The organism is Microbacterium sp. SORGH_AS_1204, from assembly GCF_030818935.1.
In the GTDB taxonomy this organism is placed as follows: Bacteria; Actinomycetota; Actinomycetes; order Actinomycetales; family Microbacteriaceae; genus Microbacterium.
This window is the reverse complement of record NZ_JAUTBD010000001.1, coordinates 1,679,835-1,703,031: the sequence shown is the minus strand read 5'-3', so window position 1 is coordinate 1,703,031 and position 23,197 is coordinate 1,679,835. Positions and strand designations below refer to the sequence as shown.

The following is a 23,197-nucleotide window of genomic DNA, read 5'->3' as shown; positions in this document are numbered from 1 at the left end:
CGAACACCGCCCACCCCCGTGATCCGGACCACGGGAATCACAGTGTTGTGATTTCGTTATGCAGCGGCGATAATTGCCGGGACAACCGAACACTCGCCGCACTCCATCACAGGTCGTAGGGGAAGACGTACCTGACGAAGGAGAGAACATGGCGATCACGTCTTCGCGCGGAGTGATCCTGATCCACTCCGCGCCCCGCGCGTTGTGCCCCCACCTCGAGTGGGCAGTAGGACGCGCTCTCGGCCGCGCCGTCAACTTCGACTGGGCCGATCAGCCCGTGCTCGTGGGCAGCCGCCGCGCGGAGTTCTACTGGGAGGGCCCGGTCGGCTCCGGCGCGGCCCTCGCCAGCGCCATCCGCGGGTGGGAGCACCTGCGCTTCGAGGTGAGCGAAGACCCCACGCCGCGCAGCGACGGTGGACGGTGGATGCACACGCCGGGTCTCGGCATCCACTACGCCCAGACCGATGCGACCGGCAACATCGTCATCGGTGAAGACCGGGTGCGTTACGCGATGGAGGTCGCCGCGGGCGATCCCTTCGAGCTGCAGCGCGAACTCGACGTCGCGCTCGGCTCCGCGTGGGACGAGGAGCTCGAGCCCTTCCGCCACGCCGGCGACGATCAGCAGATCATCTGGCTCCACAAGGTCGGCTGAGCGCCCCAGACGTCGACGGGGGAGGCGCCATTACCGGAGGTCGGTGACCACACCCGGCACCGGGACCGCGTATCCCTCGCTCGGCACGGCGAACGCCCCCTGGCATCCTCGATCTTCGTCGGGGGGATGCCAGGGGGCGTTCGTTCGGATCAGACCGAGGCGATCGCGACGACGGCGTTGTGGCCGCCGAAGCCGAACGAGTTGCTGATGGCGAGCTGGTCGCCGGCGCCGAGCTCGACGGGCGAGCCCGACAGGGCGAACGGGACGTCGGGGTCCTGCTCGGTGAGGTTGATCGTGGGCGGGGCGACGCGGTTCTGCAGGGCGAGGACGGTGAAGATGGCCTCCAGCGCGCCGGTCCCGCCGAGCAGGTGACCGGTCGAGGCCTTCGTCGCCGACACGGGGATCTCGTCGATCCGGTCGCCGAAGACGGTGTGCAGGGCCTTGTACTCGTTGGGGTCGCCCACGGGGGTCGAGGTGGCGTGCGCGTTGATGTGCGTGACGTCGTCGGCCGAGGCGCCGGCCATCTCGAGCGCCATGCGCACGGCGCGCGCCGCACCGGTGCCCTCGGGGTCGTTGGCGGTGATGTGGTACGAATCGGCGGTGACGCCGCCACCCACGATCGACGCGTAGATCTTCGCGCCGCGCGCCTTGGCGTGCTCCTCGGTCTCGAGGATCAGCACGCCGGCGCCCTCGCCCATGACGAAGCCGTCACGGTCGATGCTGGCCGGACGCGACGCCGTCTCGGGGGAGTCGTTGCGCTTCGACAGCGCCTGCATCGACGCGAACGACGCGATGGTGATGGGGTGGATCGCCGATTCAGTACCGCCGGCGATCACGACGTCGGCCAGGCCGTCGCGGATGTGCTGCACCGCGTTCACGATCGACTCGGTGCTCGAGGCGCACGCCGAGGCCACGGTGCGCGCGAACGCACGGGCGTTGAAGTGCAGCGAGAGGTTGCCGGCTGCGGCGTTCGGCATGAGCATGGGCACCGTCATCGGCATGACGCGGCGCGGGCCCTTCTCGCGCAGCACGTCCCAGGCGTCGAGCAGCGTCCAGACACCGCCGATGCCGGTGGCGAAGTCGACGCCCAGGCGATCGGGATCGATGTCGGGGGAGCCGGCGTCTTCCCACGCCTCTTTCGCGGCGACCATCGCCAGCTGCGACGAGGGGTCGAGCCGCTTGGCGACGGGGCGCTCGAGCACCGTCTCGGGCCGCACGAGCGCTTCGGCGGCGAAGGTGACGGGCAGGTTGTACTTCTCGACCCATTCGTGCTCGAGGGTGCGCGCTCCCGAGGTGCCGGCGAGCAGCGCCGACCAGCTCTCGGGGGCGGTGCCGCCGATGGGCGAGGTGGCACCGATACCGGTGACGACGATGCGGGGTGTGCTCATGAGCGAAGAATCCTTGGTGCGGCGATGGGTCGTGACCGGTGGGGGCCGCAGCCCCCACCGGGAGGTGTCAGGACTGGTTCGACGTGATGAAGGTCACGGCGTCGCCGACGGTCTTGAGGTTCTTGACCTCGTCGTCGGGGATCGTGACGCCGAACTTCTCCTCGGCGTTGACGACGATCGTCATCATCGAGATGGAGTCGATGTCGAGGTCGTCGGTGAAGGACTTCTCGAGGGCGACCTCGTCGGCCGAGATACCGGTCTCGTCGGTGATGAGCTCGGCAAGGCCGGCGAGAACCTCGTCGTTGGTGAATGCCATGATGTCTCCTGTTTCTTGGGGGTCGGCCCTAACGAGCCTGGATCAGTTTAGGGTTCGACGACGACGTGTCAGGGGAGGACGACGACCTGCGCGCCGAACACGAGTCCGGCGCCGAAACCGATCTGCAGGGCGAGTCCGCCGCTGAGCTCGGGGTGCTCCTCGAGCAGGCGGTGCGTGGCGAGCGGGATGGATGCCGCCGACGTGTTGCCCGTGGTCTCGATGTCGCGCCCGATGACGACGGTCTCGGGAAGTCCCAGCTGCTTGGCGAACTCGTCGATGATGCGCATGTTCGCCTGGTGGGGCACGAAGGCGGCGAGGTCGGCGGGCTCGATACCGGCCGCCTCGATCGCCTGACGCGCGACCTTGACCATCTCCCAGACGGCCCAGCGGAAGACCGTCGGGCCCTCCTGGCGCAGCGTCGGCCACGGGGCCGTGCCGTCGCGGAAGTCGGTGAGGGGGGCGTTCATGCTCACGGCGTCGGCCTTCGAGCCGTCGGAGCCCCAGACGGTGGGTCCGATGCCGGGAGTGTCGCTCGGGCCGACGACCACGGCGCCCGCGCCGTCGCCCAGCAGGAACGAGATGCTGCGGTCCGTCGGGTCGACGATGTCGCTGAGCTTCTCGGCGCCCACGACGACGACGTGCTTCGCGAGCCCGCCACGGATCAGCGCATCGGCCTGACCCACGCCGTACGCGAACCCGGCGCACGCGGCGTTGACGTCGTACGCGGCAGCGGGGTTGGCGCCGATCCGGTCGGCGACGATGGCGGACGCCGACGGCGTCTGCTTCGGGTTGCTGATGGTGGCCACGATCACGGCGTCGATGTCTTCGGGTGCGACGCCCGACTTCTCGACGGCCTCGCGCGCGGCGTCGGCGGCGAGGTCGATGGCATCCGTCTCCTTATTGGCGCGGACGCGCGTGACGATGCCCGTGCGCTGACGGATCCACTCGTCGCTGGAGTCGATGGGCCCGACGAGGTCGTCGTTGGGCACGAAGTTCTCGCCGCGCGCCGCGCCGTAGGAGTAGATGCGCGTGTGGGCCGGGCCCTGCAGCTGGCGGAGGGTGGGGGTGCTCATGCCTGGTCTTCTTTCAGGAGTGAGACGGCCGCGTCGAGGTCGTCAGGGGTCTTCACCGCCACGGTGGGCGTGCCGCGCAGGGCGCGCTTGGCGAGCCCGGTGAGGGCGCCCGCGGGGGCGAGTTCGATAATGCCGGTCACGCCGCTCTCGGCGAAGGATGCCATGCACCGGTCCCAGCGCACGGGCGAGGCGACCTGTGCGACGACCAGGTCGAGCGCGTGGCGGCCGTCGGCGACGACGGAGCCGTCGGAGTTGGTCCACAGCAGCGTGGTCGGGTCGGATGCCGTGACGTCGGCCGCGGCCGTGCGCAGCGCCTCGACGGCGGGTTCCATGAAGCGCGTGTGGAAAGCGCCCGCCACCTGCAGCGGGATGACACGGGCGGCGCGGGGCGCATCGGCGGCGAGCTCGGCGAGGGCGGGCAGCTCTCCGGCGGCGACGATCTGGCCACCGCCGTTGTAATTGGCCGGGGTGAGGCCGAGGGCCTCGAGCCGCTCGAGCACGGCCGCCTCGTCTCCGCCGACGACGGCGCTCATGCCCGTCTCGACCGCAGTCGCGGCCTCGGCCATGGCACGCCCGCGCAGGCCGACCAGGCGCAGCGCGTCGTCGTCGCTCACGACACCGGATGCCACCAGCGCGGCGATCTCACCGACCGAGTGTCCCGCGACACCGGCGACCGGCTGACCGGCCCGCTCGTTCAGCGCGGCCCACGACAGCAGGCTCGCCGCAACGATCAGGGGCTGGGCGACGCTGGTGTCGCGGATGCGATCGGCATCCCACTCGGTTCCGGCGGCGACGAGGTCGACGCCCGACTGCTCGGAGAAGACCTCGAGGCGCTCGCGCGCCCCGTCGAGCTCGAGCCAGGGGGTGAGGAAGCCCGGGGTCTGCGAACCCTGACCCGGGAAGACGGCGATGATCACGAATCCATCCTGACAGGCATCCGGCGACCACTTCTGGAGATATCGACACAGATATGCGGCGTGTCTTTGTGCGTGCCGTGCATCAATGGGGCTGTGGCGGTCGCCGTTTTCCGACCCCGCGCCGGCGCGTGGCGTCGGTTCCGATCGAGCCGAGGATGAGGGCCGTCTGCAGGATGAGCGCTTCGCGTGGGCCCGTGGCATCCCAGCCGATGACCTCCGACACGCGCTTCAGGCGGTAGCGGACGGTGTTGGGGTGCACGTACAACTCGCGCGCCGTCGCCTCGAGCGAGCGTCCGTTGTCGAGGTAGCTCCACAGTGTGGCGACGAGGTCGGCGCTGTGCGCGTGCAACGGTCGGTACACCCGGTCGACGAGCGTCTGCTTGGCCACCGTGTCGCCGGCGAGAGCGCGTTCGGGCAGCAGGTCGTCGGCCTCGACGGGGCGTGGGGCGTGGCGCCAGGCGCGGGCGACGGCGAAGCCCGCGAGGGCGGCGCGAGCGCTCTGACCCGCGTCGACCAGGGCGGGAACCGGGGGGCCCAGCACGAGATGCCCCGAGCCGAAGCCGGGCTCGAGACGCTTCGCGATATCGGTGAACGGCAATTCGGCCACCTCGGCGCCGCCGCGCGCGGGCAGGTCGGCGCGGCCGAGCACGAGCACGAGGCGCAGGCCCTGCACGCCGATGAGCACGTCGACCCCGAGCTTGCGTGCCGTCCGGCGCACCTGATCGACGTCGAGCTGGGGGGGAGTGGTGCCCACGAGCACCGACACCTCGCCGTGGCCGTGCCAGCCGAGCGCGGCGATGCGGCTGGGCAACTCGTCATCGGCTTCGCCGGTGAGGATCGAGTCGACGACGAGGGCCTCGAGGCGGGCGTCCCACAGGCCCCGCGCTTCGGCGGCGCGCGCGTAGACGTCGGCGGCGGCGAACGCCACTTCGCGCGAGTACGACAGCATCGCCTCGCGCACCTTCTCGCTGCGGCCGGCGACCCGCTCCTCCATCACCTCCACGGTGACGCGCACGAGCTGCAGGGTCTGCGTGAGGCTGACGCTGCGCAGCAGCTCGCGGGGGGCGGCGGCGAAGATGTCGGCCGCGATCGCCGGAGTGGATGCCGGTTCTTCGAACCACTGCAGGAACGACGTGATGCCGGCCTGCGCGACGAGACCGACGGCCGAGCGCCGCGCCGGCGGCATCTCGGCGTACCAGGGCAGTGTCTCTTCGAGGCGCTGGATCGTGGCGGTGGCGAGGTCGCCCGAGATGCGGCGCAGCCACGCCAGCGTCTCGGCCTTCTCGACGGCCGCCTCCGCACGCACGTTCTCGCCCGAAGACCGGTCGGACCCGGTCCCGCCCGTGGAGGGGGAACCGGGTCCGACGGGGGAATCCGTCACGTGGATCAGGCCTCGCCGCCCGCGTTGCCGCTGGTGCCGGCGTTGACGTCGTGCAGGCGGTACTTCTCGATCGCCTGTCCGACGACCGCACGGTCGACCTTGCCCTCTTCGGCCAGCGCCTGGAGGGCGCGGACGGCGAGCGAGGGGCCGTCGATCTTGAAGAAGCGACGGGCCGCGGCGCGGGTGTCGGAGAAGCCGAAGCCGTCGGCGCCGAGCGTCCAGTAGTTCTGCGGGACCCACTGGCGGATCTGGTCCTGGACGGCGTGCATCCAGTCGCTGACGGCGACGACCGGGCCCTCGGCCTCCTTCAGCTTGTCGGTGAGGTAGGGCACGCGGCGCTCCTCATCGGGGTGCAGGAAGTTGTGCTCGTCGGCGGCGAGACCGTCGCGGCGCAGCTCGCTCCACGAGGTCACCGACCAGACGTCGGCGACGACGCCCCAGTCGTCCTTCAGCAGACGCTGGGCCTCGAACGCCCACGGCACACCGACGCCCGAGGCGAGCAGCTGCGTGCGGGGGCCGTCGCCCTCACCCGACGAGATGTGGTGGATGCCGCGGACGATGCCGTCGACGTCGACCCCCTCGGGCTCGGCGGGCTGCACGTACGGCTCGTTGTAGACCGTCATGTAGTACATGACGTTGGGGTCGGGGTGGTTTCCGCCGTACATGCGCTCGATGCCCGAGCGCACGATGTGCGAGATCTCGTAGCCGTAGGCCGGGTCGTACGACACGGTCGCCGGGTTGGTCGATGCCAGCAGCTGCGAGTGGCCGTCGGCGTGCTGCAGGCCCTCACCGGTCAGGGTCGTGCGGCCGGCAGTCGCGCCGATGATGAAGCCGCGCGCCATCTGGTCGCCGGCGGCCCACTGGGCGTCGCCCGTGCGCTGGAAGCCGAACATCGAGTAGAAGACGTACACCGGGATGAGCGGCTGACCGTGGGTCGAGTAGGCCGTGCCCGCCGCGGTGAACGCCGCGAGGGCGCCCGCCTCGTTGATGCCGACGTGCACGATCTGGCCCTGCGGGCTCTCCTTGTAGGCGAGCAGCAGTTCGCGGTCGACCGAGGTGTAGTGCTGACCCTTGGGGTTGTAGATCTTCGCCGTCGGGAAGTACGCGTCCATGCCGAACGTGCGGGCCTCGTCGGGGATGATCGGAACGATGCGGTGACCGAAGTCCTTGACCCGCAGCAGGTCCTTCAGCAGACGCACGAACGCCATGGTCGTGGCGATCTCCTGCGTGCCCGAGCCCTTCTTGGGCAGCGCGTAGGCGGCATCCCCGGGCAGTTCGAGACCGACGTGGGTGGTGCGGCGCTCGGGCAGGAAGCCACCGAGCGAACGACGACGCTCCAGCATGTACTGGATCGTCTCGTCCTTCTCACCGGGGGTGTAGTACGGCGGCTGGTACGGGTTCTCTTCGAGCTGCGCGTCGGTGACCGGGATCTCCATGGCGTCGCGGAACGACTTGAGGTCGTCGAGCGTCAGCTTCTTCATCTGGTGCGTGGCGTTGCGACCCTCGAAGTGGGGGCCCAGGCCGTAGCCCTTGATGGTCTTGGCGAGGATGACAGTCGGCTGGCCCTTGTGCTCGGCCGCCGCCTTGAACGCCGCGTAGACCTTGCGGTAGTCGTGTCCACCGCGCTTGAGGCCCCAGACCTGCTCGTCGGTGTAGTCCTTGACCAGCTCGAGGGCGCGCGGGTCGCGACCGAAGAAGTTCTCGCGCACGTAGGCGCCGTTCTCGGCCTTGTAGGTCTGGTAGTCGCCGTCGGGGGTGGTGTTCATCAGGTTGAGCAGCGCACCCTCGGTGTCGCGGGCGAGCAGGTCGTCCCACTCGCGGCCCCAGACGACCTTGATGACGTTCCAGCCGGCACCGCGGAAGAAGCTCTCGAGCTCCTGGATGATCTTGCCGTTGCCGCGGACCGGACCGTCGAGGCGCTGGAGGTTGCAGTTGATGATGAAGTTGAGGTTGTCGAGACCCTCGTTGGCCGCGACCTGCAGCTGACCGCGGCTCTCGACCTCGTCCATCTCGCCGTCACCGAGGTAGGCCCACACCTGCGAGTCGCCGACGTCTTTGATGCCGCGGTTGGCGAGGTACTTGTTCGACATCGCCTGGTAGATGGCGTTGATCGGACCGAGACCCATCGACACCGTCGGGAACTGCCAGAACTCCGGCATGAGACGAGGGTGGGGGTACGACGGGATGCCGTTGGGCGCGGCGGACTTCTCCTGGCGGAAGCCGTCGAGCTGCGCCTCGGTGAGACGGCCCTCGAGGAATGCGCGGGCGTAGGCGCCGGGGGAGGCGTGGCCCTGGATGAAGATCTGGTCGCCGCCGGAGGGGTCGTCGAGGCCGCGGAAGAAGTGGTTGAAGCCGACCTCGTACAGCGCCGCCGACGAGGCGTAGGTCGAGATGTGGCCGCCGACGCCGATGCCGGGGCGCTGCGCGCGGTGCACGGTGACCGCGGCGTTCCAGCGGATCCACTTGCGGTAGCGGCGCTCGAGCTCCTCATCACCGGGGAACTCGGGCTCGTTCTTCTGCGAGATGGTGTTGATGTAGTCGGTGGTCGGAACCATCGGCACGTTGAGGTGCAGTTCCTTCGAGCCCTTCAGCAGGCTCAGCATGATCTCGCGCGCGCGGGCAGGGCCCTTGGCCTGGACCAGCTGGCGCAGGGATTCCTGCCACTCCCCGGTCTCTTCCGGGTCGCTGTCCTGCGGCCCCTGCGAATACGGATCCTGGTCGTGAACAGTCACGGAAGACCTTTCGTCGTCTGGCAGGTCATGCCAGAGAATCGCCATACGAGTGCGGCAACCCTTGTCTGCTCCGCACAATCAACCAGAGTCCACCCTAGCGAGTCGCGCCGACATCGGATGCGCGGCGACGACGCGCCTCGCCGTACGGTCACGGCGACCGTTCGACGTCGAGAAGTTTGCGGCATCCGAGGAGCGGGAAAGAGGGATGCCAGGACCGGCCGGATCGCGCCGGACTGCCGCCCTCGCGGGTCTAGCCTGAGCACGTGAGCCCGCAGGATCCCGCCGCGTTCCGCACCCGTCCCGAGCACCGGTGGCCGGTGCTCATCGCCCTCGCGGTCGGCGCGGGGCTCGCGGACGAGTGACCCAACCATGACTGCACCGTCTTGAGGTCTACGCCGTGGCTCACCCAGCGGGTGGCGGCGGTGTGACGGAGGTCTTGGACCCGACGCCCCTTGCCGTAGTCCTTCCAGCGGACATCCCGCTTCCAGTTGTTATCCGCTCGAAAGTTCCCGGATGCCGAGGGAACACAAGATCGTCGGGGGAGCGCCCCGCAAGCAGCGGCAGGACGATCGACGCCGCCTCGGTGGTCAAGGGCACCGTCCGGGCCTTGCCGCCGTTCGTGGCGTTGCGCCCGCGGTCGATGACGAGCCGTACCGAGACGGCTTTTCCGTGTCGGAGGATGACTCCCAGGTGTACTTCTTCGATGTCCTCGGGTTGTGACGCCACCAGGACTCGACCATCTACGACGCCCGAACGGTTGCCGTGGTCGAGGACTACTCTGTCCCGTTCCCGTGCATTTCCTCTATTCGCTTGAACGCTCAAGAAGACCCGGTTTTCGCCGCACGCCTCGACATCCAGGGCCGCATCAAAATTGTCCGCGAGAAGGTACCGATCAGGGACTACCGGATCGTGGGCCGACGCGATGAGGTAACTGGGGGACGGTGGATGGTGACCTTCGAGGTCATACCCAACGACGCCGCGTGACAGACAGAAGGCGCACCCCCGGAGGGAGTGCGCCTTCTGCTCGCTGGACCGCTTAGATGCGAACGGTGAACGCCGTGCCGCAGTGGGCGCAGCGGGCGTTACCGCTACTCAGCCGCGAGTAAGGGCCGAGCTTACGGCGACAACCCGGGTTCGGGCAGGTCACAAAGATCGGGCCGTTGACCCGCTTGATAACCATGCTCAGTGCCGGGTGCGGTCGACGAGGATGTAGCCCTGACCGCGCTGCGGCGTCGGCGGGAGGGGGTGACCCTCAGTCGACGTGCGCTCACGACCAGTACGCCCGCCACGAGGGCCGACGATCTCGTACTGGCCCGAGTCGGGAGTGATGTTGCCGGGCGAGAGAGTGGGCTTCTTAGCCATCTCAGTTCCAATCAGGAACGAGCCTCGCGTAGGCCGACAGGTGCCCCGGTCAGGTTGACCGGCGCTCCTGCTCTGCGGTGTTAGAGTCGGACGACCGGCTTCCCAACTGGTGCCTCGACCCCGAACCGCTCGGCTTCCCCGACTGGTGCCGGGGTCGTGCTGCGTTCTCAGGCTCAATGCTACATATGGGGACGGACATCGGGGGGAACCACAAGGGGTCAGTAGTTACACGAGTGTGGTTTTCGCACGACCATCCCCATATACAACACAGCTTGTCCACTCTTTCATCCACAGCTTGAGGGTTGCGCTGCGCTCCCAGGAACCGCGGAATCTCCGGCTTTTTCGCACATCTGTACGATTTTCTCCACAGATTGCACTGTACGAGTGGGGCCCGACATCGCACAGGGTGTCGAATCGGCGTACCGGCGTGTCGCCGGCGTGTCGCGAGCCGCGGTGGCGTGGGGGATCGGCCGACCACCAACCCCAGACGCCCGGCGCGATCAGGGACGCCGGGAGACACGAGGAGAAACTGGGAACGGGGGACCACCCCGCACAAAGTGAAAGACCCGCGGATTTCCGGGGGTGTTTTGCTGTGGGCCCTGCCGGGATCGAACCGACGACATCCACGGTGTAAACGTGGCGCTCTACCAGCTGAGCTAAAGGCCCTGGATTCGACGAGTCTACCGGGCGTCGCGCGAACGCCCAACCGCCGGCCGGTCTCCGCGCAGCACGCGGAACCATGCGGGGAGCAGGAAACGCGGGAGCCAGAACATCGCGACGAGACTGACGACGAGCAAGAACGCCGCCGCCGCACAGAGGACGAAGAACGCGGGACGGGAGTACGGCTCCGTCAGCAGCGCGACGGTGCACACCGCGAACGCGAGACCGAGCCACAGCCAGGCGAAACCCATCGTCGACCCGTACCCGCGGCGGACCCTGATCCAGCCTTTCCAGCGACCGGAGTACGCGAGCGCGCCGAGAAGGAGGAAGACGACGCTTCCGACGATGCCGCCGGTCATCGGCTGTGGAGGGGCTCGAGTGGGTCAGGCACGGCGGGCGTTCCTTCCTCGGGGGTCCGGGCATCCAGGCTACCCAGCACCGCCGATGTCCCACCCCCGGGGTAGCGTGGAACCTGTGAACGCCGACCCCGCCGACCAGCGCAAACTGCTCGACCTCGCCGACCTCGACGCGCGGATCCACCGCGACCAGAAGGTCGCCGCGAACCCGCCCCAGGCGGAGCGCGTGCGCGCGTTGATCGCCCAGCGCTCGACCCTGTCGCAAGAGCTGGGTGCCCGCGCCAACGCGCGCGACGACATCACCGCCGAGCTGAAGCGTCTCGAGTCCGACGTCGCCGTCGTCGACGCCCGCATCGCGCGCGACACCGAGCGCCTCGCCGCGTCGTCGAACGCCAAGCAGGCGCAGGGCTTCGAGAGCGAGCTCGCGTCGCTGCAGCGCCGCAAGAGCGATCTCGAAGACACCGAGATCGCCCTGATGGAGCGCCTCGAAGCGGCGGATGCCGCCGTCGCCGAGCAAGAAGCATTGATCGCCGAGACCAACGCGCAGGGCGCGCAACTGAGCGCCGAGGGCAAGGCGACCGTCGCCGATGCGACGACGCGTCTCGAGGGCGCGCGGCGCGATCGCGACGCCGTCGCCGCCGCCGTTCCGACCGACCTGCTCGCCCTCTACGAGCGCCTGGCGTCGCGCGGCAACGGCGCGGGCCTCCTCCGTGCCGGCGCGTGCGAGGCCTGCCGCATGGTGCTTCCGCCCAGCGACCTGGCGACCGTGCGCCGTTCGCAGACCGACGAGGTCGTGTTCTGCCCCGAGTGCGGGGCGATCCTCGTACGCACCGAAGAATCACGATGACACCGAGCGGCGGCCGTGGCCTCTGACACGGTCATCGTCGGACGCACCGCCACCGGCCGCATGGCCCTCGTCGCCCTCGTCGACCATCCCGTGGCGACCGAGATCGACATCGACGCCCTCGCCGCCGCCGTCGCGGCACGCGAGAACGACGGCGACGTGCGCTGGGTCTGGGCCGACACCGCGGCCATCTACCCGCGCCTGATCGAGGCGGGTGTCCGCGTCGCCCGCGCGTGGGACCTGCGGCTCGTGCACGCCATCCTCCGCAACGCCCGGACGGTGACCGACGACCACGGTCTCCGCACGCGCACCGAATGGGATGCCGATACCGCGGCGCCCGCAGACGGCGACACCCTCTTCGACCTGGGCGACGCGGCATCCGGAATCCCCGAAACCGTCGAAGCCGCCGTCGCCGAATACCGCCGTCAGGTCGCCGCGATCGCGTCGTCGGAGGCGCCGGGAGCGCTGCGCCTCCTGTGCGCGGCCGAGTCGGCGGGTGCACTGATCGCGGTCGAGCTGCACACGGCGGGCGTGCCGTGGAGCCGCGCCGCCCACGAGCACCTGCTCGAGCGCGAGCTCGGCGCGCGCCGCGGGGGAGGGCTACCCGCCCGCATCGAGCAGACCGCCGCCGTCGTGCGCGCCGCGCTGGACGACCCGGCGGCCTCACTCGACTCGCAGCCTCGGCTGCTGCGGTCGCTGCATCGCGTCGGGCTCATGGTGCAGTCCACCTCCCGCTGGGAGCTCGCCGAGCACGACCACCCCGCCGTCGCCCCGCTCATCGCGTACAAGAAGCTCATGCGCCTCTACACGGCCAACGGCTGGGCCTGGCTCGACGAGTGGGTGCGCGACGATCGGTTCCGCCCCGTCTACGTCCCCGCAGGCGTGGTCACCGGCCGCTGGGCGTCGTCGGGCGGGGGAGCGCTGCAGATCCCGCGGTCGCTGCGCACGGCCGTCCGCGCCGACCCGGGCTGGACGCTCGTCACCGCCGACGTCGCACAGCTCGAACCGCGCGTGCTCGCCGCGATGGCGCGCGACACGGCGTTGGCCGAGGCGGCATCCGGACGCGACCTCTACGCCGGCATCGTCGAGCGCGGTGCCGTCGCCAGCCGCGGCGAGGCGAAGCTCGCGATGCTCGGCGCCATGTACGGCGCGACCACCGGCGAGAGCGGGCGGCTCCTTCCGCGCCTGCGGCGCACCTTCCCGCGGGCGATGCAGCTCGTCGACGACGCCGCCCGAACGGGTGAGGACGGCGGAGTGGTGCAGACCTGGCTCGGGCGCACGTCTCCGGCCGCGGAGGAGTCGTGGCGAGCGCTGCAGTCTCTCGCCAGCGACGCCGCGGCATCCGGAATCGACGAGACCCGCGCCCGCCGCTCGGCCCGCGACCGCGGGCGCTTCACCCGCAACTTCGTCGTCCAGGGCACGGCCGCCGAGTGGGCGCTCGCCTGGCTGGCCGACCTGCGCGCGCGCCTCGCCGCCCTCCCCGAGGTGGATGCCACACGCGCGGCGGCCGCGTCGGGACCGGTGTTCCAGCGCAGGCCGCACCTGGCGTTCTTCCTGCACGACGAGATCGTCGTGCACACCCCGCTCGAGCACACGGATGCCGTGGCCGACGCGGTGCGGGAGTCCGCGGCATCCGCGGGCCGGCTGTTGTTCGGGACGTTCCCGATCGACTTCCCGCTCGACCTGCGCATCGGCGAGACGGCCGAGAAGGGCTGAGAGCGCACGAGAGCCGCGGAGTCGCCCGAGTAGACTGGGCGGTGCGAATGGGTCGGCTGGACGGTCGCGTCACGGGTTCGCCCGTGCCGAGGAACGTCCGGGCTCCACAGGGCAGGACGGTGGGTAACACCCACCCGGAGCAATCCGCGAGACAGTGCCACAGAGAGCAGACCGCCTCATCGGTCCCTGAGCTTGTCGAAGGGCCGTCGGGGTAAGGGTGAAAGGGTGGTGTAAGAGACCACCGGGGGTCGTGGTGACACGACCCGCCAGGTAAACCTCGTCCGGAGCAAGGCCAGACAGGGGATGACGACGCGGCTCGCCGAGTCCCCGGGTAGGCCGCTGGAGCGGCACGGCAACGTGTCGCCGAGAGAGATGACCGTCCACGGGGCCCCGAGTTTGTCGAAGGGCCCCCGGACAGAACCCGGCGTACAGGCCGGCCCATTCGCCCCCTGCCGTGAGCGGGGACACCTCGGGCGGCCGCATGTCGGACGCCGCCGAGATGCCACCCGGCAGACGGCGGGCAACGCCACGGGGTGGTGCTGCCCGGCAGGCGGCGAGCGACGCTACCGCGACACGCCGACGCTGTGACGCGTCCAACCCGATCGGCGATCGGCGCCGAATACCCATCGACCCTCCCGTTGGCCCCCTGCCTCGGGAGGGTCGCTTCGTATGAGCGGGTGAACCGCTTGCGCCGTCCGTCCAGCCCCGGGCGAATGTCGTAGTTATGTTCTACGATCGAGCACGGCCGGGGAAGGGGTCCGGTGCATGGGGTCGACGAGAGTCAGCGACGAGATGGTCGCGCGGGTGCTGGCATCCATCGCCCCCTGCACGCTGCAGCCCGAGACGTGGGGCGCCCGACCCATCGAGTGGTACGCACACAAACGCCCGGTGTGGGCGTGGGTGACGTGGCCGAACCGCGCCGCGACACGGGAGCCGGCGTGGGCGACCGGCGGCAACGACCGCGTGATCATGCTCGAGGTGCCGTGCGAGGGCGGGCACTGGGCGCCCGTCGTCTGGCGGAACGCCGTCAGCGTGCGCCGGATCGACGAAGCGGCCTGATTCGCCAGACGGCGAGCGTGACGCACTCTCGGCGCCGGCGGCATTCGACGGCGCCGGCCGGGCCTACTTCACCGCGGGCAGAGCCTCCGGCACCGGCACCGCGAGCGACGCCGCACCGATGATGCCCGCGTTGTTGCGGTGCTTCGCCGGGACGATCGGCGCACGCAGCTTCAGCAGCGGCAGGAAGTGCTCGGAGTGCTTCGACACGCCACCGCCGACGACGATCAGGTCGGGGCTGAAGAGGAACTCGACGTAGTCGTAGTACCACTGCAGGCGCTTGGCCCACTTGTCCCACGACAGCTCCTCGCGCTCCATCGCGGAATACGCCGCGAAGTGCTCGGCATCCTTCTTGTGACCGGCGCGCTGGAGGTGCCCGAGCTCGCTGTTGGGCACGAGCACGCCGTCGTAGATCATGGCCGAGCCGATGCCGGTGCCGAGGGTGGTCAGGATGACGAGCCCCTCCACGCCCTTCGCCGCGCCGTACCGCACCTCGGCGATGCCGGCGACGTCGGCGTCGTTGGCGAAATGGATGCCACGCGACAGGCCGTCTTCGAAGAACTTCTCGGCCTCGAAACCGATCCACGACTTCGACACGTTCGCCGCCGACAGCGTCTTGCCGCTCTTCACGATGGCCGGGAAGGCGACGCCCAGCGGCAGGTCGGCGGGGGCCTCGAGGGTCTCGAGCACCTTGCGCACCGCGGTGAGGACGTCGGCGGGTTCGGCTCCGGCGGGGGTCGCGACCTTCACGCGATCGCTGATGAGCTCCCCGGCGTCCAGATCGACGATTCCGGCCTTGATGCCGGTTCCACCGATGTCCACTCCGACCGCACGAGACGCATTCGTTGCCATACCCCTCAGCCTATCCAGCCGCACGGTCGGCATCAGTAGGATCGGGGGAGCACCGGCGGTTCGCGCCGAGACGCGAGACCCATGTGAGGAGCATCGTGAGCGACGACAACACGAAGTACTGGTACAACCTCGAGACCGGCCAGGTCGAGCAGGGGTACGAGTCGCCCGCGATCGACCGCGCCGGTCCCTTCGACACCGCCGAGGAGGCGGCCAACGCGCCGCAGCTCTTCAAGGAGCGCTCGAAGAAGTGGGCCGAAGATGAAGCGAACGACGACTGGGGCTCGAGCTCCGCTCGCTGACCGCACCGATACGAGGGATGACGATGGACAAGCAGCGTGATTTCGTCCTGCGCACGATCGAGGAGCGCGGCGTCAAGTTCGTGCGCCTGTGGTTCACCGACGTGGTGGGGACGCTGAAGTCGGTGGCGATCGCCCCGGCCGAGGTCGAGGGGGCCTTCACCGAGGGCCTCGGTTTCGACGGTTCGGCGATCGAGGGGCTCACCCGTTCGTACGAGTCCGACCTGCTCGCGCACCCCGACCCCACGACGTTCCAGATCCTGCCGTGGCGCGGCGAGATCGACCCGACGGCGCGCATGTTCTGCGACATCACCACGCCCGACGGCCAGCCCGCCGTCGCCGACCCGCGCCACGTGCTCAAGCGCACGCTCGCCAAGGCCGCCGACGCAGGGTTCACGTTCTACACGCACCCCGAGATCGAGTTCTACCTGCTCAAGTCGTCGCAGCTCGGCGCCGACGGGCGCCCGCAGCCCGTCGACTCGGCCGGCTACTTCGACAACGTCCCCGGCGGCACGGCTCACGACTTCCGCCGCCGTTCGGTGCGCATGCTCGAAGACCTCGGCATCTCGGTGGAGTTCAGCCACCACGAGGGCGGCCCGGGTCAGAACGAGATCGACCTCCGCTACGCCGATGCGCTCACGACGGCCGACAACATCATGACCTTCCGCACGGTCGTGAAGGAGGTGGCGATCGAGCAGGGCGTGTACGCAACGTTCATGCCCAAACCGATCAGCGGCCAGCCCGGCAGCGGCATGCACACGCACCTGTCGCTCTTCGAGGGCGACATGAACGCGTTCTACGAAGAGGGCGCGCAGTACCAGCTGTCGAAGGTGGGCCGTCATTTCATCGCGGGGCTGCTGCGTCACGCCAGCGAGATCTCGGCCGTGACGAACCAGTTCGTGAACTCGTACAAGCGCCTGTGGGGCGGCGACGAGGCGCCCAGCTTCATCTGCTGGGGCCACAACAACCGCTCGGCCCTGGTGCGCGTGCCGCTGTACAAGCCCAACAAGGGCCAGTCCACCCGCGTGGAGTACCGCGCGCTCGACTCCGCGGCCAACCCGTACCTGTCGTACGCGCTCATGCTCGCGGCGGGATTGAAGGGCATCGAGGAAGAGTACGAGCTCCCCGCCGAGGCCGAAGACAACGTCTGGTCGCTCAGCGACGCCGAACGCCGTGCTCTCGGCTACGCGCCGCTGCCCGCGAGCCTCGACCACGCTCTCGAATACCTCGAGGAGTCCGAGCTCGTCGCCGAGACGCTGGGCGAGACGGTCTTCAAGTACGTGCTGCTCAACAAGCGTCGCGAGTGGCAGCAGTACCGCGCCCAGGTGACGCCGTTCGAGCTCGCGAGCAACCTCGAAGCACTCTGACGGTCGACCGATGAGCTCGGGCGACCGCTCCACCGCGCTCACCGCGCTCGCTCGCACCGGCTTCTCCCGGCTCGCCGAGGCCGACACCCTCCTCGGCGAGCTCCAGGAGACTGTCGGCGTCGATCGGGCGGATGCCATGCAGTCGGCGCAACGCGTCGCCAACCCCGACGGCGCCCTCCGCGCCATTCTGCAGGTGGCTCGTCGCGACGTCGCCGCGGTGCGCGCGGCAGCCGCCGACGCGGGCGCCTGGCGGGCGTTCTGGGATCTCGTCGGCGCCTCCGACGGCTTCGCCGAGTTCTACCTCCGCCACCCCGGCGAACTCGTCCACCTCTCCGGGGCGGGGCTCACCCTCCCCGACGAGCAGACGATGCGCGCCGAGCTGCTGGCATCCGTCGGTGACGTCGACGGGTTCGCCGCCGACGCAACGGATGCCGCGTGGGTCGCCCTCCGGGTGCGGTACCGCCGTCTGCTGGCCCGCATCGCCGCCTATGACCTCGCGCAAGACGACCCGGCGGGCGCGATCGACGTCGTCTCGGCCGCTCTCGCCGACATCGCCGGGGCCGCGCTCGAAGCCTCGCTGAGCGTCGCGCGAACGCGCGTGTCGACGCCCGGACCGGGGGCGTTCCCGCGCGAGCAGGTCGAGGCCACGCGCTTCGCCATCATCGCGATGGGCAAGACCGGCGCGCGCGAGCTCAACTACGTCAGCGACGTCGACGTCATCTTCGTGGGCGGCACGGCCGACGAAGAGGTCGTGTCGGAAGCACGGGCGATTGACATCGGCACCCGCCTCGCGGTGCAGACCATGCGCGGCATCTCGAACCCCGAGATCGAACCGCCGCTGTGGGAAGTCGATCCGAACCTCCGCCCCGAGGGCAAGCAGGGAGCGCTCGTTCGCACCCTGGCCTCGCACCGGCAGTACTACGACCGTTGGGCGAAGAGCTGGGAGTTCCAGGCGCTGCTCAAGGCGCGGGCGATCGCCGGCGATCCCGTGCTCGGCGCCGAGTACGTGGCCGCGGTGCAGCCGCTCGTCTGGCACAGCGCGGCGCGCGAGAACTTCGTCGAGGGCGTGCAGCGCATGCGCGAGCGCGTGACCGAGCATATCCCCGCGGGCGAGGTGAACCGTCAGCTCAAGCTCGGACCCGGCGGCATCCGCGACGTCGAGTTCACCGTGCAGCTGCTGCAGCTCGTGCACGGCCTCACCGACGAGCGCATCCGTCAGCGCGGCAGCCTCGAGGCGCTCGACGCTCTGGTGGCCGAGGGGTACATCGGGCGCTCCGAGGCTGAGGCCTTCGGACGCGACTACCGCCTCCTGCGCCTGCTGGAGCACCGTCTGCAGCTTCGCGGCCTCCGTCGCACCGCACTGCTTCCCGAGAAAGACGACGACCTGCGCGTGCTCGCACGGGCCACGCGCCTGGCCGACTCGGCATCCGGGGTGCAGGCGGCGTGGGAGAGCATCAAACGCGAGGTGCGCGACATCCACGTGCGCCTGTTCTACCGCCCCCTCCTGTCGGCCGTCGCGTCTCTCCCCGAAGGGGAGCGGACGCTGTCGACCGAGCAGGCGCGCGACCGTCTCGCGGCGATCGGCTTCCGCGACCCCGCGGGCGCACTCCGCCACATCGCGGCGCTGACCAGCGGTCTGAGCCGCAAGGCCACGATCCAGCGGCACCTCATGCCCGTCATGATCCGGTGGTTCGCCGACGGCGTCGACCCCGACTACGGCCTGCTCGTCTTCCGCCGCATCAGCGAGCGGCTGGGCAACACCCCGTGGTTCCTGCGCATGCTGCGCGACTCCGCAGGGGCGGCCGAGAGCCTCACCCGCGTGCTGTCGGGCTCGCGCTACATCGGCGAGCTGATGGAGTGGATCCCCGAGTCCGTCGCCTGGCTCGACGACGACGCGCTGCTACGGCCCCGCTCGGGCAAAGCGCTCGAAGAAGAGGCGCGGGCGATCCAGACCCGCTGGCAGAACATCGACGACGCCATGCGGTCGGTTCGGGCGCTGCGCCGCCGCGAGATGCTGCGGGTGGCGATGGCTGCCGTCCTCGGCACCGTCTCGCTCGAAGAACTGGCCGACGCGCTCTCGACCATCACCGAGGTCACGATCCAGGCGACGCTGCGCGCGGTGCGACGCGTCGTCGTGCCTCCCGAAGACGACGACCTCGACTTCGCGGTCATCGCGATGGGCCGCTTCGGCGGGCGGGAGATGGGCTTCGGATCGGATGCCGACGTCATGTACGTCTACCGTGCGAACGGCGTCGACCCGCAGCGCGCGAGCCAGCTCGCGTTGAAGCTGGTGGCGGGCCTCCGCGAGCATTCCGAGGACCATCGCCTGCCCCTCGACCTCGATGCCGAACTGAGGCCCGAGGGCCGGAGCGGTCCGCTCGCCCGCTCGATCGAGGCGTACGCGGAGTACTACCGGCGCTGGTCGCTGTCGTGGGAGGCCCAGGCGTTGCTTCGAGCGCGCGGCGTGGCGGGCAGTGTGAAGCTCATCCGGGCGTTCATGGACCTCGCCGACGAGGTGCGCTACCCCGAGTCGGCCGATCAGAACGGCCTGCGCGAGATCCGACGCATCAAGGCCCGCGTCGAGAACGAGCGTCTGCCGCAGGGCGCCGACCCCGCCCGCCACCTGAAGCTCGGGCCCGGATCGCTCAGCGACGTCGAGTGGCTCGTGCAGCTGCTGCAGCTGCAGCATGCCCGCGCCGTGCCGGCGATGCGCACGACCTCCACCCTGACGGCCCTGGCGGCCGCGGTCGACGCGGGGATCGTCGAGCCCGACGCGGGGCAGAAGCTCGCCGCGGCATGGCACCTGGCGAGCCGCCTGCGGTCGGCCAACACCCTGCTCTCGGGCCAGACGAGCGACGTGCTGCCGGCTGACCGGGTGCGACTCGACGGGATCGGACGCATTCTGGAGTACCCGCCGCGCTCCGCCACGCGCGTCGAGGAGGACTACCTCGGCGCGACGCGACGCGCCCGACGGGTGTTCGACAAGCTGTTCTACGGCTGAGTCGGCTCTCGCGTCGCCGGGGGACGGATGCCGGGAGCCCTGGCATCCGCACCGCCTGGCGCCGTCTACTCGACGCCCCGGTGACCCTCACCGTCACGACATCAGACGCTCGCGCACCTCGCGCCGCAGCACCTTGCCGATGAGCGAGCGCGGCAGCTCGTCGACGACGACGATGCGCCGCGGCACCTTGTAGGCGGCCAGCCGCGTCTTGCAGAAGTCGCGCACGGCCTCGGGCTCGATCTCGACGCCGTCGCGCACGACTATCGCCGCGGCCACGTCTTCTCCGCCGCGGGGCTTGGGGAGCGCCACGACCGCGGCGGAATCGATGTCGGGATGCGAGACGAGGACGTCTTCGACTTCGCTCGGCGCGACGTTGAACCCGCCGGTGATGATGATCTCTTTCAGCCGGTCGACGATCGTCACGAACCCGTCGGACGAGACCGTCGCGATGTCTCCCGTGCGGAGCCACCCGCCGGGGAGAAGCGTGTCGGCGGTGTCGGCGGGTCGCTGCCAGTAGCCCTGGAAGACCTGGGGACCGCGCAGAAGCAACTCGCCCGCCTCTCCGAGCGCGCGGTCGACGGAGGGGTTCTCGGGGTCGACGACACGGATATCGGTGCTGGGGAACGGCACACCGACCGTGCCCAGACGTCGCGAGGGGCCGATGGGATTGCCGAGCGCGACCGGGGAGGACTCGGTCATGCCGTACCCCTCGACGAGCAGGCCGCCGGTCGCCTGCTCCCAACGATCGACGGTCGCGACCGGCAGGCTCATCGCCCCCGAGATGGCGAATCGCACGCTGGTCAGGTCGATCGTGCCCCGTGCGGCCGCCCGGGCCAGTTGGTCGTAGATCGGCGGCACCGCCGGCAGGAACGTCGGGGGGCTCTTCTTCGCCGCGGCGACGACGAGGTCGAGGTCGTACTTCGGGAACAGCACGAGCTTCGCCCCGATGCTCATCGCGAACGTCAGGCACAGGGTCAGGCCGTAGGCGTGGAAGAGCGGCAGCACGCCGTAGAACGTCTCTTGACCGTCGTGCAGGCCGGGTACCCAGGCCCGTCCCTGCATCGCGTTCGCGCGCAGGTTGGCGTGTGTGAGGATCGCTCCCTTGGGGGTGCCTGTCGTGCCGCTGGTGTACTGCAGCAGGGCGATGTCGTCGAGTCGGGGCCCGGAGTGCTTCTTCGACAGGCGGCCGTGCGTCGACAGCGTCTTCCAGCGAGACGGCCGTTTCGACGTGGCCGCCGCGGTGAGCTGCGCCCGGGCCTGCCGTGCCTTCGCCACCGGGAGGCGCAGGGCGAGACGCTTACCCAGCGGCAATGCCTCCGTGATGTCGACGCTCACGATGTGCTCGAGCGCCAGGTCGGAGGGGAAGTCCGCGACGGTGTCGGCCAGCTTGTCCCACACGACGGCGAATCGAGCGCCGTGGTCTTCGAACTGGTGGCGCAGTTCGCGGGCCGTGTAGAGCGGGTTGTGCTCGATCACGATCGCGCCGAGGCGGAGCGCCGCGTAGAACACGACGACGTGCTGCGGGCAGTTGGGCAGCACGAGGGCGACCCGATCGCCGGCGCGCACGCCCAGGCGGCGAAGGCCCTCGGCTGCACGTGAGACCTGATCTCCGAGCTCGGCGTACGTCGTCGATGCGCCGAAGAATTCGAGCGCGACCTTCTTGCCGTAGGTCGTGACCGCGGCCGCCAGCATCTCGGGGAGCGTCTGCGAGGGGTGGTCGATCTCGAGCGGCACCCCCTCGGCGTACGACGTCGACCACGGGCGCGAGGCGTAGGGGGAGTCCGGCATGACTCCATCTTTCCAAGCCCCTCCGACATCGCCTCGGCGCTTGACCGCAGCGGCGCCGGTCGTCTGCTTCGATGGGGACGTGGCCTATCGCGCGCTGACCGAGACCGACCTGTCCGCCTCGCCCGACTGGTGGGAGGGGCGCACACTGGCGCAAGACCGCTGGCGAGGAGACGAGACGCGCTCGGCCGTCGCTCTCGAGGGCGGCGAGATCATCGGCGCCGGGGCGATCTGGCTGTCGCGCGTGCATGACGATCGGTTCTGGCTCGAGGTGGTCGTGCATCCGGCGCATCGCCGACGTGGAGTGGGTTCCGGGCTGGTGCGCCATCTCGCATCCCTGCGCTGTCGCGACCTCCCGTTCGCGGCGCGGGGATACGTCGGAGACGAGTCACTGCGTTTCGCCGACGCCCTCGGGGCGACGACGACACAGGTCATCCCCCCGGTGCGGGTGGAGCTGACGATGCGCGAGGCGTTGCGCTCCGATTCCCGCGTGCAACCGCTCGCCGGAGTCGACCGCTCCCGGGTCGAGGCGGCCCACGCCGACATGTATCGCTGGGTCCACGAGTCGTGGAGTTCCGTCCGTGACGGTTTCGCCGACGCCCTCAACGAGGATCTGTGGAACGAGATCGACGTCGACGCGTCGTCGGTCGCCGTGGACCCCGCCGGTGGCATCCTGGCCCTGTCGCTGGTCTTCAGTGACGGGGATCCGGCGCTCGTCGTCACCGAGACCACCTCGCGTGCGCAGCCCGATGGCGAGCTTCTCGTCGAGGGGTGCGTACGCCGGTCGCTCGACCGGCTGGCCGATCGCGGACACGCCCGCGTCGACTTCGACGGGCACGTGAGCGACCCTCACTTCCTGCCCACGCTGGTGCGTCTGCAGCCGCTCGGCCGGTGGTTCCGGCTGGTCGAGATCCCCGCGGGCTGAGCACCCCTCGCGCGGGTCGCGCGATCGGCCTAGCCTGTCGGACATGTGCCGCAACATCGTTCCCCTGCACAACTTCACGCCTCCGGCGACGGATGCCGAGTGCCACGACGCCGCGCTGCAGTTCGTGCGCAAGATCGTCGGCACCACCACCCCGTCGCGGGCCAACCAGGCGGTGTTCGATCACGCCGTGACCGAGATCGCGGCATCCGTTCGTGTGCTCCTCGACGGCCTCGTCACCGCCGCGCCCCCGAAAGTCCGCGAGGTCGAGGCCGCCAAGCGCCAGGCGCGCTCTGCCGAACGATACGAAGCGATCCGGGTGTTCCAGGAGCAGAAGAGAGCCGAACGAGCCGGGTAGAACGCGCTCACCCCTCTGCGAAGCGCTCGAACAGGGGAGTGGCGTCGGCGCTCTCCAGATCCGGGATGCCGGTGTCCTCGGGCACTGCGGTCAGCGGGCCGCTCAGCTGATGGACCTCGGCCACCGCCGATGTGAACGCGAGCGTGACGGCCTCTGCCTCGAC

20 protein-coding genes, 1 tRNA gene and 1 other RNA gene are annotated in these 23,197 nt (G+C 69.9%); 11 read left to right on the top strand and 11 right to left on the bottom strand.

The features are described 5' to 3' along the window. Window positions 1-148: 148 nt before the first annotated feature. Window positions 149-652, top strand: a complete 504-nt coding sequence (locus QE410_RS07730) for a DUF3145 domain-containing protein (RefSeq protein WP_307330122.1) — start codon at window positions 149-151, stop codon at window positions 650-652. Window positions 653-801: 149 nt separating this feature from the next. Here QE410_RS07730 and QE410_RS07725 read toward each other — a convergent pair whose 3' ends face one another. The 6 genes from QE410_RS07725 to aceE all read right to left on the bottom strand — a co-directional run bounded on the left by QE410_RS07725 (window position 802) and on the right by aceE (window position 8,459). Then, on the bottom strand, window positions 802-2,040 hold the full coding sequence (locus tag QE410_RS07725; RefSeq protein ID WP_307330121.1) for a beta-ketoacyl synthase: 1,239 nt from the start codon (window positions 2,038-2,040) through the stop codon (window positions 802-804). Window positions 2,041-2,107: 67 nt separating this feature from the next. Continuing rightward, the gene (locus QE410_RS07720; RefSeq protein ID WP_022880558.1) at window positions 2,108-2,356 is read right to left on the bottom strand and encodes an acyl carrier protein; all 249 of its coding nucleotides are present in this window, start codon (window positions 2,354-2,356) and stop codon (window positions 2,108-2,110) included. Window positions 2,357-2,424: 68 nt separating this feature from the next. Next, window positions 2,425-3,429: a beta-ketoacyl-ACP synthase III gene (locus QE410_RS07715; protein ID WP_307330118.1), complete on the bottom strand. Its 1,005-nt coding sequence runs from the start codon at window positions 3,427-3,429 to the stop codon at window positions 2,425-2,427. Beyond that, the gene (locus QE410_RS07710; RefSeq protein ID WP_307330117.1) at window positions 3,426-4,346 is read right to left on the bottom strand and encodes an ACP S-malonyltransferase; all 921 of its coding nucleotides are present in this window, start codon (window positions 4,344-4,346) and stop codon (window positions 3,426-3,428) included. The genes QE410_RS07715 and QE410_RS07710 overlap by 4 nt, the downstream gene beginning before the upstream one ends. 82 nt (window positions 4,347-4,428) lie before the next feature. Then, window positions 4,429-5,652, bottom strand: a complete 1,224-nt coding sequence (locus tag QE410_RS07705; protein ID WP_307334401.1) for a CdaR family transcriptional regulator — start codon at window positions 5,650-5,652, stop codon at window positions 4,429-4,431. A gap of 80 nt (window positions 5,653-5,732) precedes the next feature. Next, window positions 5,733-8,459 (bottom strand): pyruvate dehydrogenase (acetyl-transferring), homodimeric type, encoded by a 2,727-nt coding sequence (gene aceE, locus QE410_RS07700; protein WP_307330114.1) that lies wholly within the window; start codon window positions 8,457-8,459, stop codon window positions 5,733-5,735. A 762-nt stretch (window positions 8,460-9,221) separates the two neighbouring features. Between aceE and QE410_RS07695 the strand changes: the two genes are divergently transcribed. Then, window positions 9,222-9,443 carry a hypothetical protein gene (locus QE410_RS07695; RefSeq protein ID WP_307330111.1) on the top strand — a complete coding sequence of 74 codons (222 nt, stop codon included), beginning with the start codon at window positions 9,222-9,224 and terminating at the stop codon, window positions 9,441-9,443. A gap of 198 nt (window positions 9,444-9,641) precedes the next feature. Here QE410_RS07695 and QE410_RS07690 read toward each other — a convergent pair whose 3' ends face one another. From QE410_RS07690 to QE410_RS07680, 3 genes are all read right to left on the bottom strand, one after another. Further along, window positions 9,642-9,821 carry a hypothetical protein gene (locus QE410_RS07690; protein WP_307330108.1) on the bottom strand — a complete coding sequence of 60 codons (180 nt, stop codon included), beginning with the start codon at window positions 9,819-9,821 and terminating at the stop codon, window positions 9,642-9,644. Between the two features lie 593 nt (window positions 9,822-10,414). Beyond that, window positions 10,415-10,487 (bottom strand) — tRNA-Val (locus tag QE410_RS07685). 14 nt (window positions 10,488-10,501) lie between these two features. Then, the gene (locus QE410_RS07680) at window positions 10,502-10,840 is read right to left on the bottom strand and encodes a hypothetical protein (protein ID WP_307330105.1); all 339 of its coding nucleotides are present in this window, start codon (window positions 10,838-10,840) and stop codon (window positions 10,502-10,504) included. A 115-nt stretch (window positions 10,841-10,955) separates the two neighbouring features. On the opposite strand from QE410_RS07680, the gene QE410_RS07675 reads away from it, so the two are divergent. The 4 genes from QE410_RS07675 (at window position 10,956) to QE410_RS07660 (ending at window position 14,456) form a co-directional block, all read left to right on the top strand. Further along, complete coding sequence (locus QE410_RS07675; protein ID WP_307330102.1) at window positions 10,956-11,684, top strand: zinc ribbon domain-containing protein; 729 nt, start codon at window positions 10,956-10,958, stop codon at window positions 11,682-11,684. A gap of 15 nt (window positions 11,685-11,699) precedes the next feature. After that, window positions 11,700-13,397 (top strand): bifunctional 3'-5' exonuclease/DNA polymerase, encoded by a 1,698-nt coding sequence (locus QE410_RS07670; RefSeq protein ID WP_307330099.1) that lies wholly within the window; start codon window positions 11,700-11,702, stop codon window positions 13,395-13,397. 48 nt (window positions 13,398-13,445) lie between these two features. Further along, an RNA gene (gene rnpB, locus QE410_RS07665) (RNase P RNA component class A) lies at window positions 13,446-13,842 on the top strand. A 320-nt stretch (window positions 13,843-14,162) separates the two neighbouring features. After that, window positions 14,163-14,456: a hypothetical protein gene (locus QE410_RS07660; protein ID WP_307330096.1), complete on the top strand. Its 294-nt coding sequence runs from the start codon at window positions 14,163-14,165 to the stop codon at window positions 14,454-14,456. A 63-nt stretch (window positions 14,457-14,519) separates the two neighbouring features. Here the strand turns inward: QE410_RS07660 and ppgK are convergent, their stop codons facing one another. Next, entirely contained in the window at window positions 14,520-15,305 is a 786-nt protein-coding gene (ppgK, locus tag QE410_RS07655; RefSeq protein WP_307330093.1) for a polyphosphate--glucose phosphotransferase, read from the bottom strand. Between the two features lie 95 nt (window positions 15,306-15,400). On the opposite strand from ppgK, the gene QE410_RS07650 reads away from it, so the two are divergent. Genes QE410_RS07650 through QE410_RS07640 form a run of 3 tightly spaced genes read left to right on the top strand, consistent with a single transcriptional unit; the run spans window position 15,401 to window position 19,969 of the window. Continuing rightward, window positions 15,401-15,604, top strand: coding sequence for an SPOR domain-containing protein (locus QE410_RS07650; protein ID WP_307330090.1), 204 nt, complete (start codon window positions 15,401-15,403; stop codon window positions 15,602-15,604). Window positions 15,605-15,627: 23 nt separating this feature from the next. Next, window positions 15,628-16,968, top strand: a complete 1,341-nt coding sequence (glnA, locus tag QE410_RS07645) for a type I glutamate--ammonia ligase (RefSeq protein WP_307330087.1) — start codon at window positions 15,628-15,630, stop codon at window positions 16,966-16,968. A gap of 10 nt (window positions 16,969-16,978) precedes the next feature. Next, complete coding sequence (locus tag QE410_RS07640; RefSeq protein ID WP_307330084.1) at window positions 16,979-19,969, top strand: bifunctional [glutamine synthetase] adenylyltransferase/[glutamine synthetase]-adenylyl-L-tyrosine phosphorylase; 2,991 nt, start codon at window positions 16,979-16,981, stop codon at window positions 19,967-19,969. A 93-nt stretch (window positions 19,970-20,062) separates the two neighbouring features. Here QE410_RS07640 and QE410_RS07635 read toward each other — a convergent pair whose 3' ends face one another. Then, the gene (locus tag QE410_RS07635; RefSeq protein ID WP_307330081.1) at window positions 20,063-21,757 is read right to left on the bottom strand and encodes a long-chain-fatty-acid--CoA ligase; all 1,695 of its coding nucleotides are present in this window, start codon (window positions 21,755-21,757) and stop codon (window positions 20,063-20,065) included. A gap of 79 nt (window positions 21,758-21,836) precedes the next feature. On the opposite strand from QE410_RS07635, the gene QE410_RS07630 reads away from it, so the two are divergent. Both QE410_RS07630 and QE410_RS07625 read left to right on the top strand, forming a co-directional pair. Further along, complete coding sequence (locus QE410_RS07630; protein ID WP_307330078.1) at window positions 21,837-22,679, top strand: GNAT family N-acetyltransferase; 843 nt, start codon at window positions 21,837-21,839, stop codon at window positions 22,677-22,679. 43 nt (window positions 22,680-22,722) lie between these two features. After that, on the top strand, window positions 22,723-23,034 hold the full coding sequence (locus QE410_RS07625) for a DUF2277 domain-containing protein (protein WP_307330075.1): 312 nt from the start codon (window positions 22,723-22,725) through the stop codon (window positions 23,032-23,034). The last annotated feature ends 163 nt before the right edge of the window (window positions 23,035-23,197 follow it).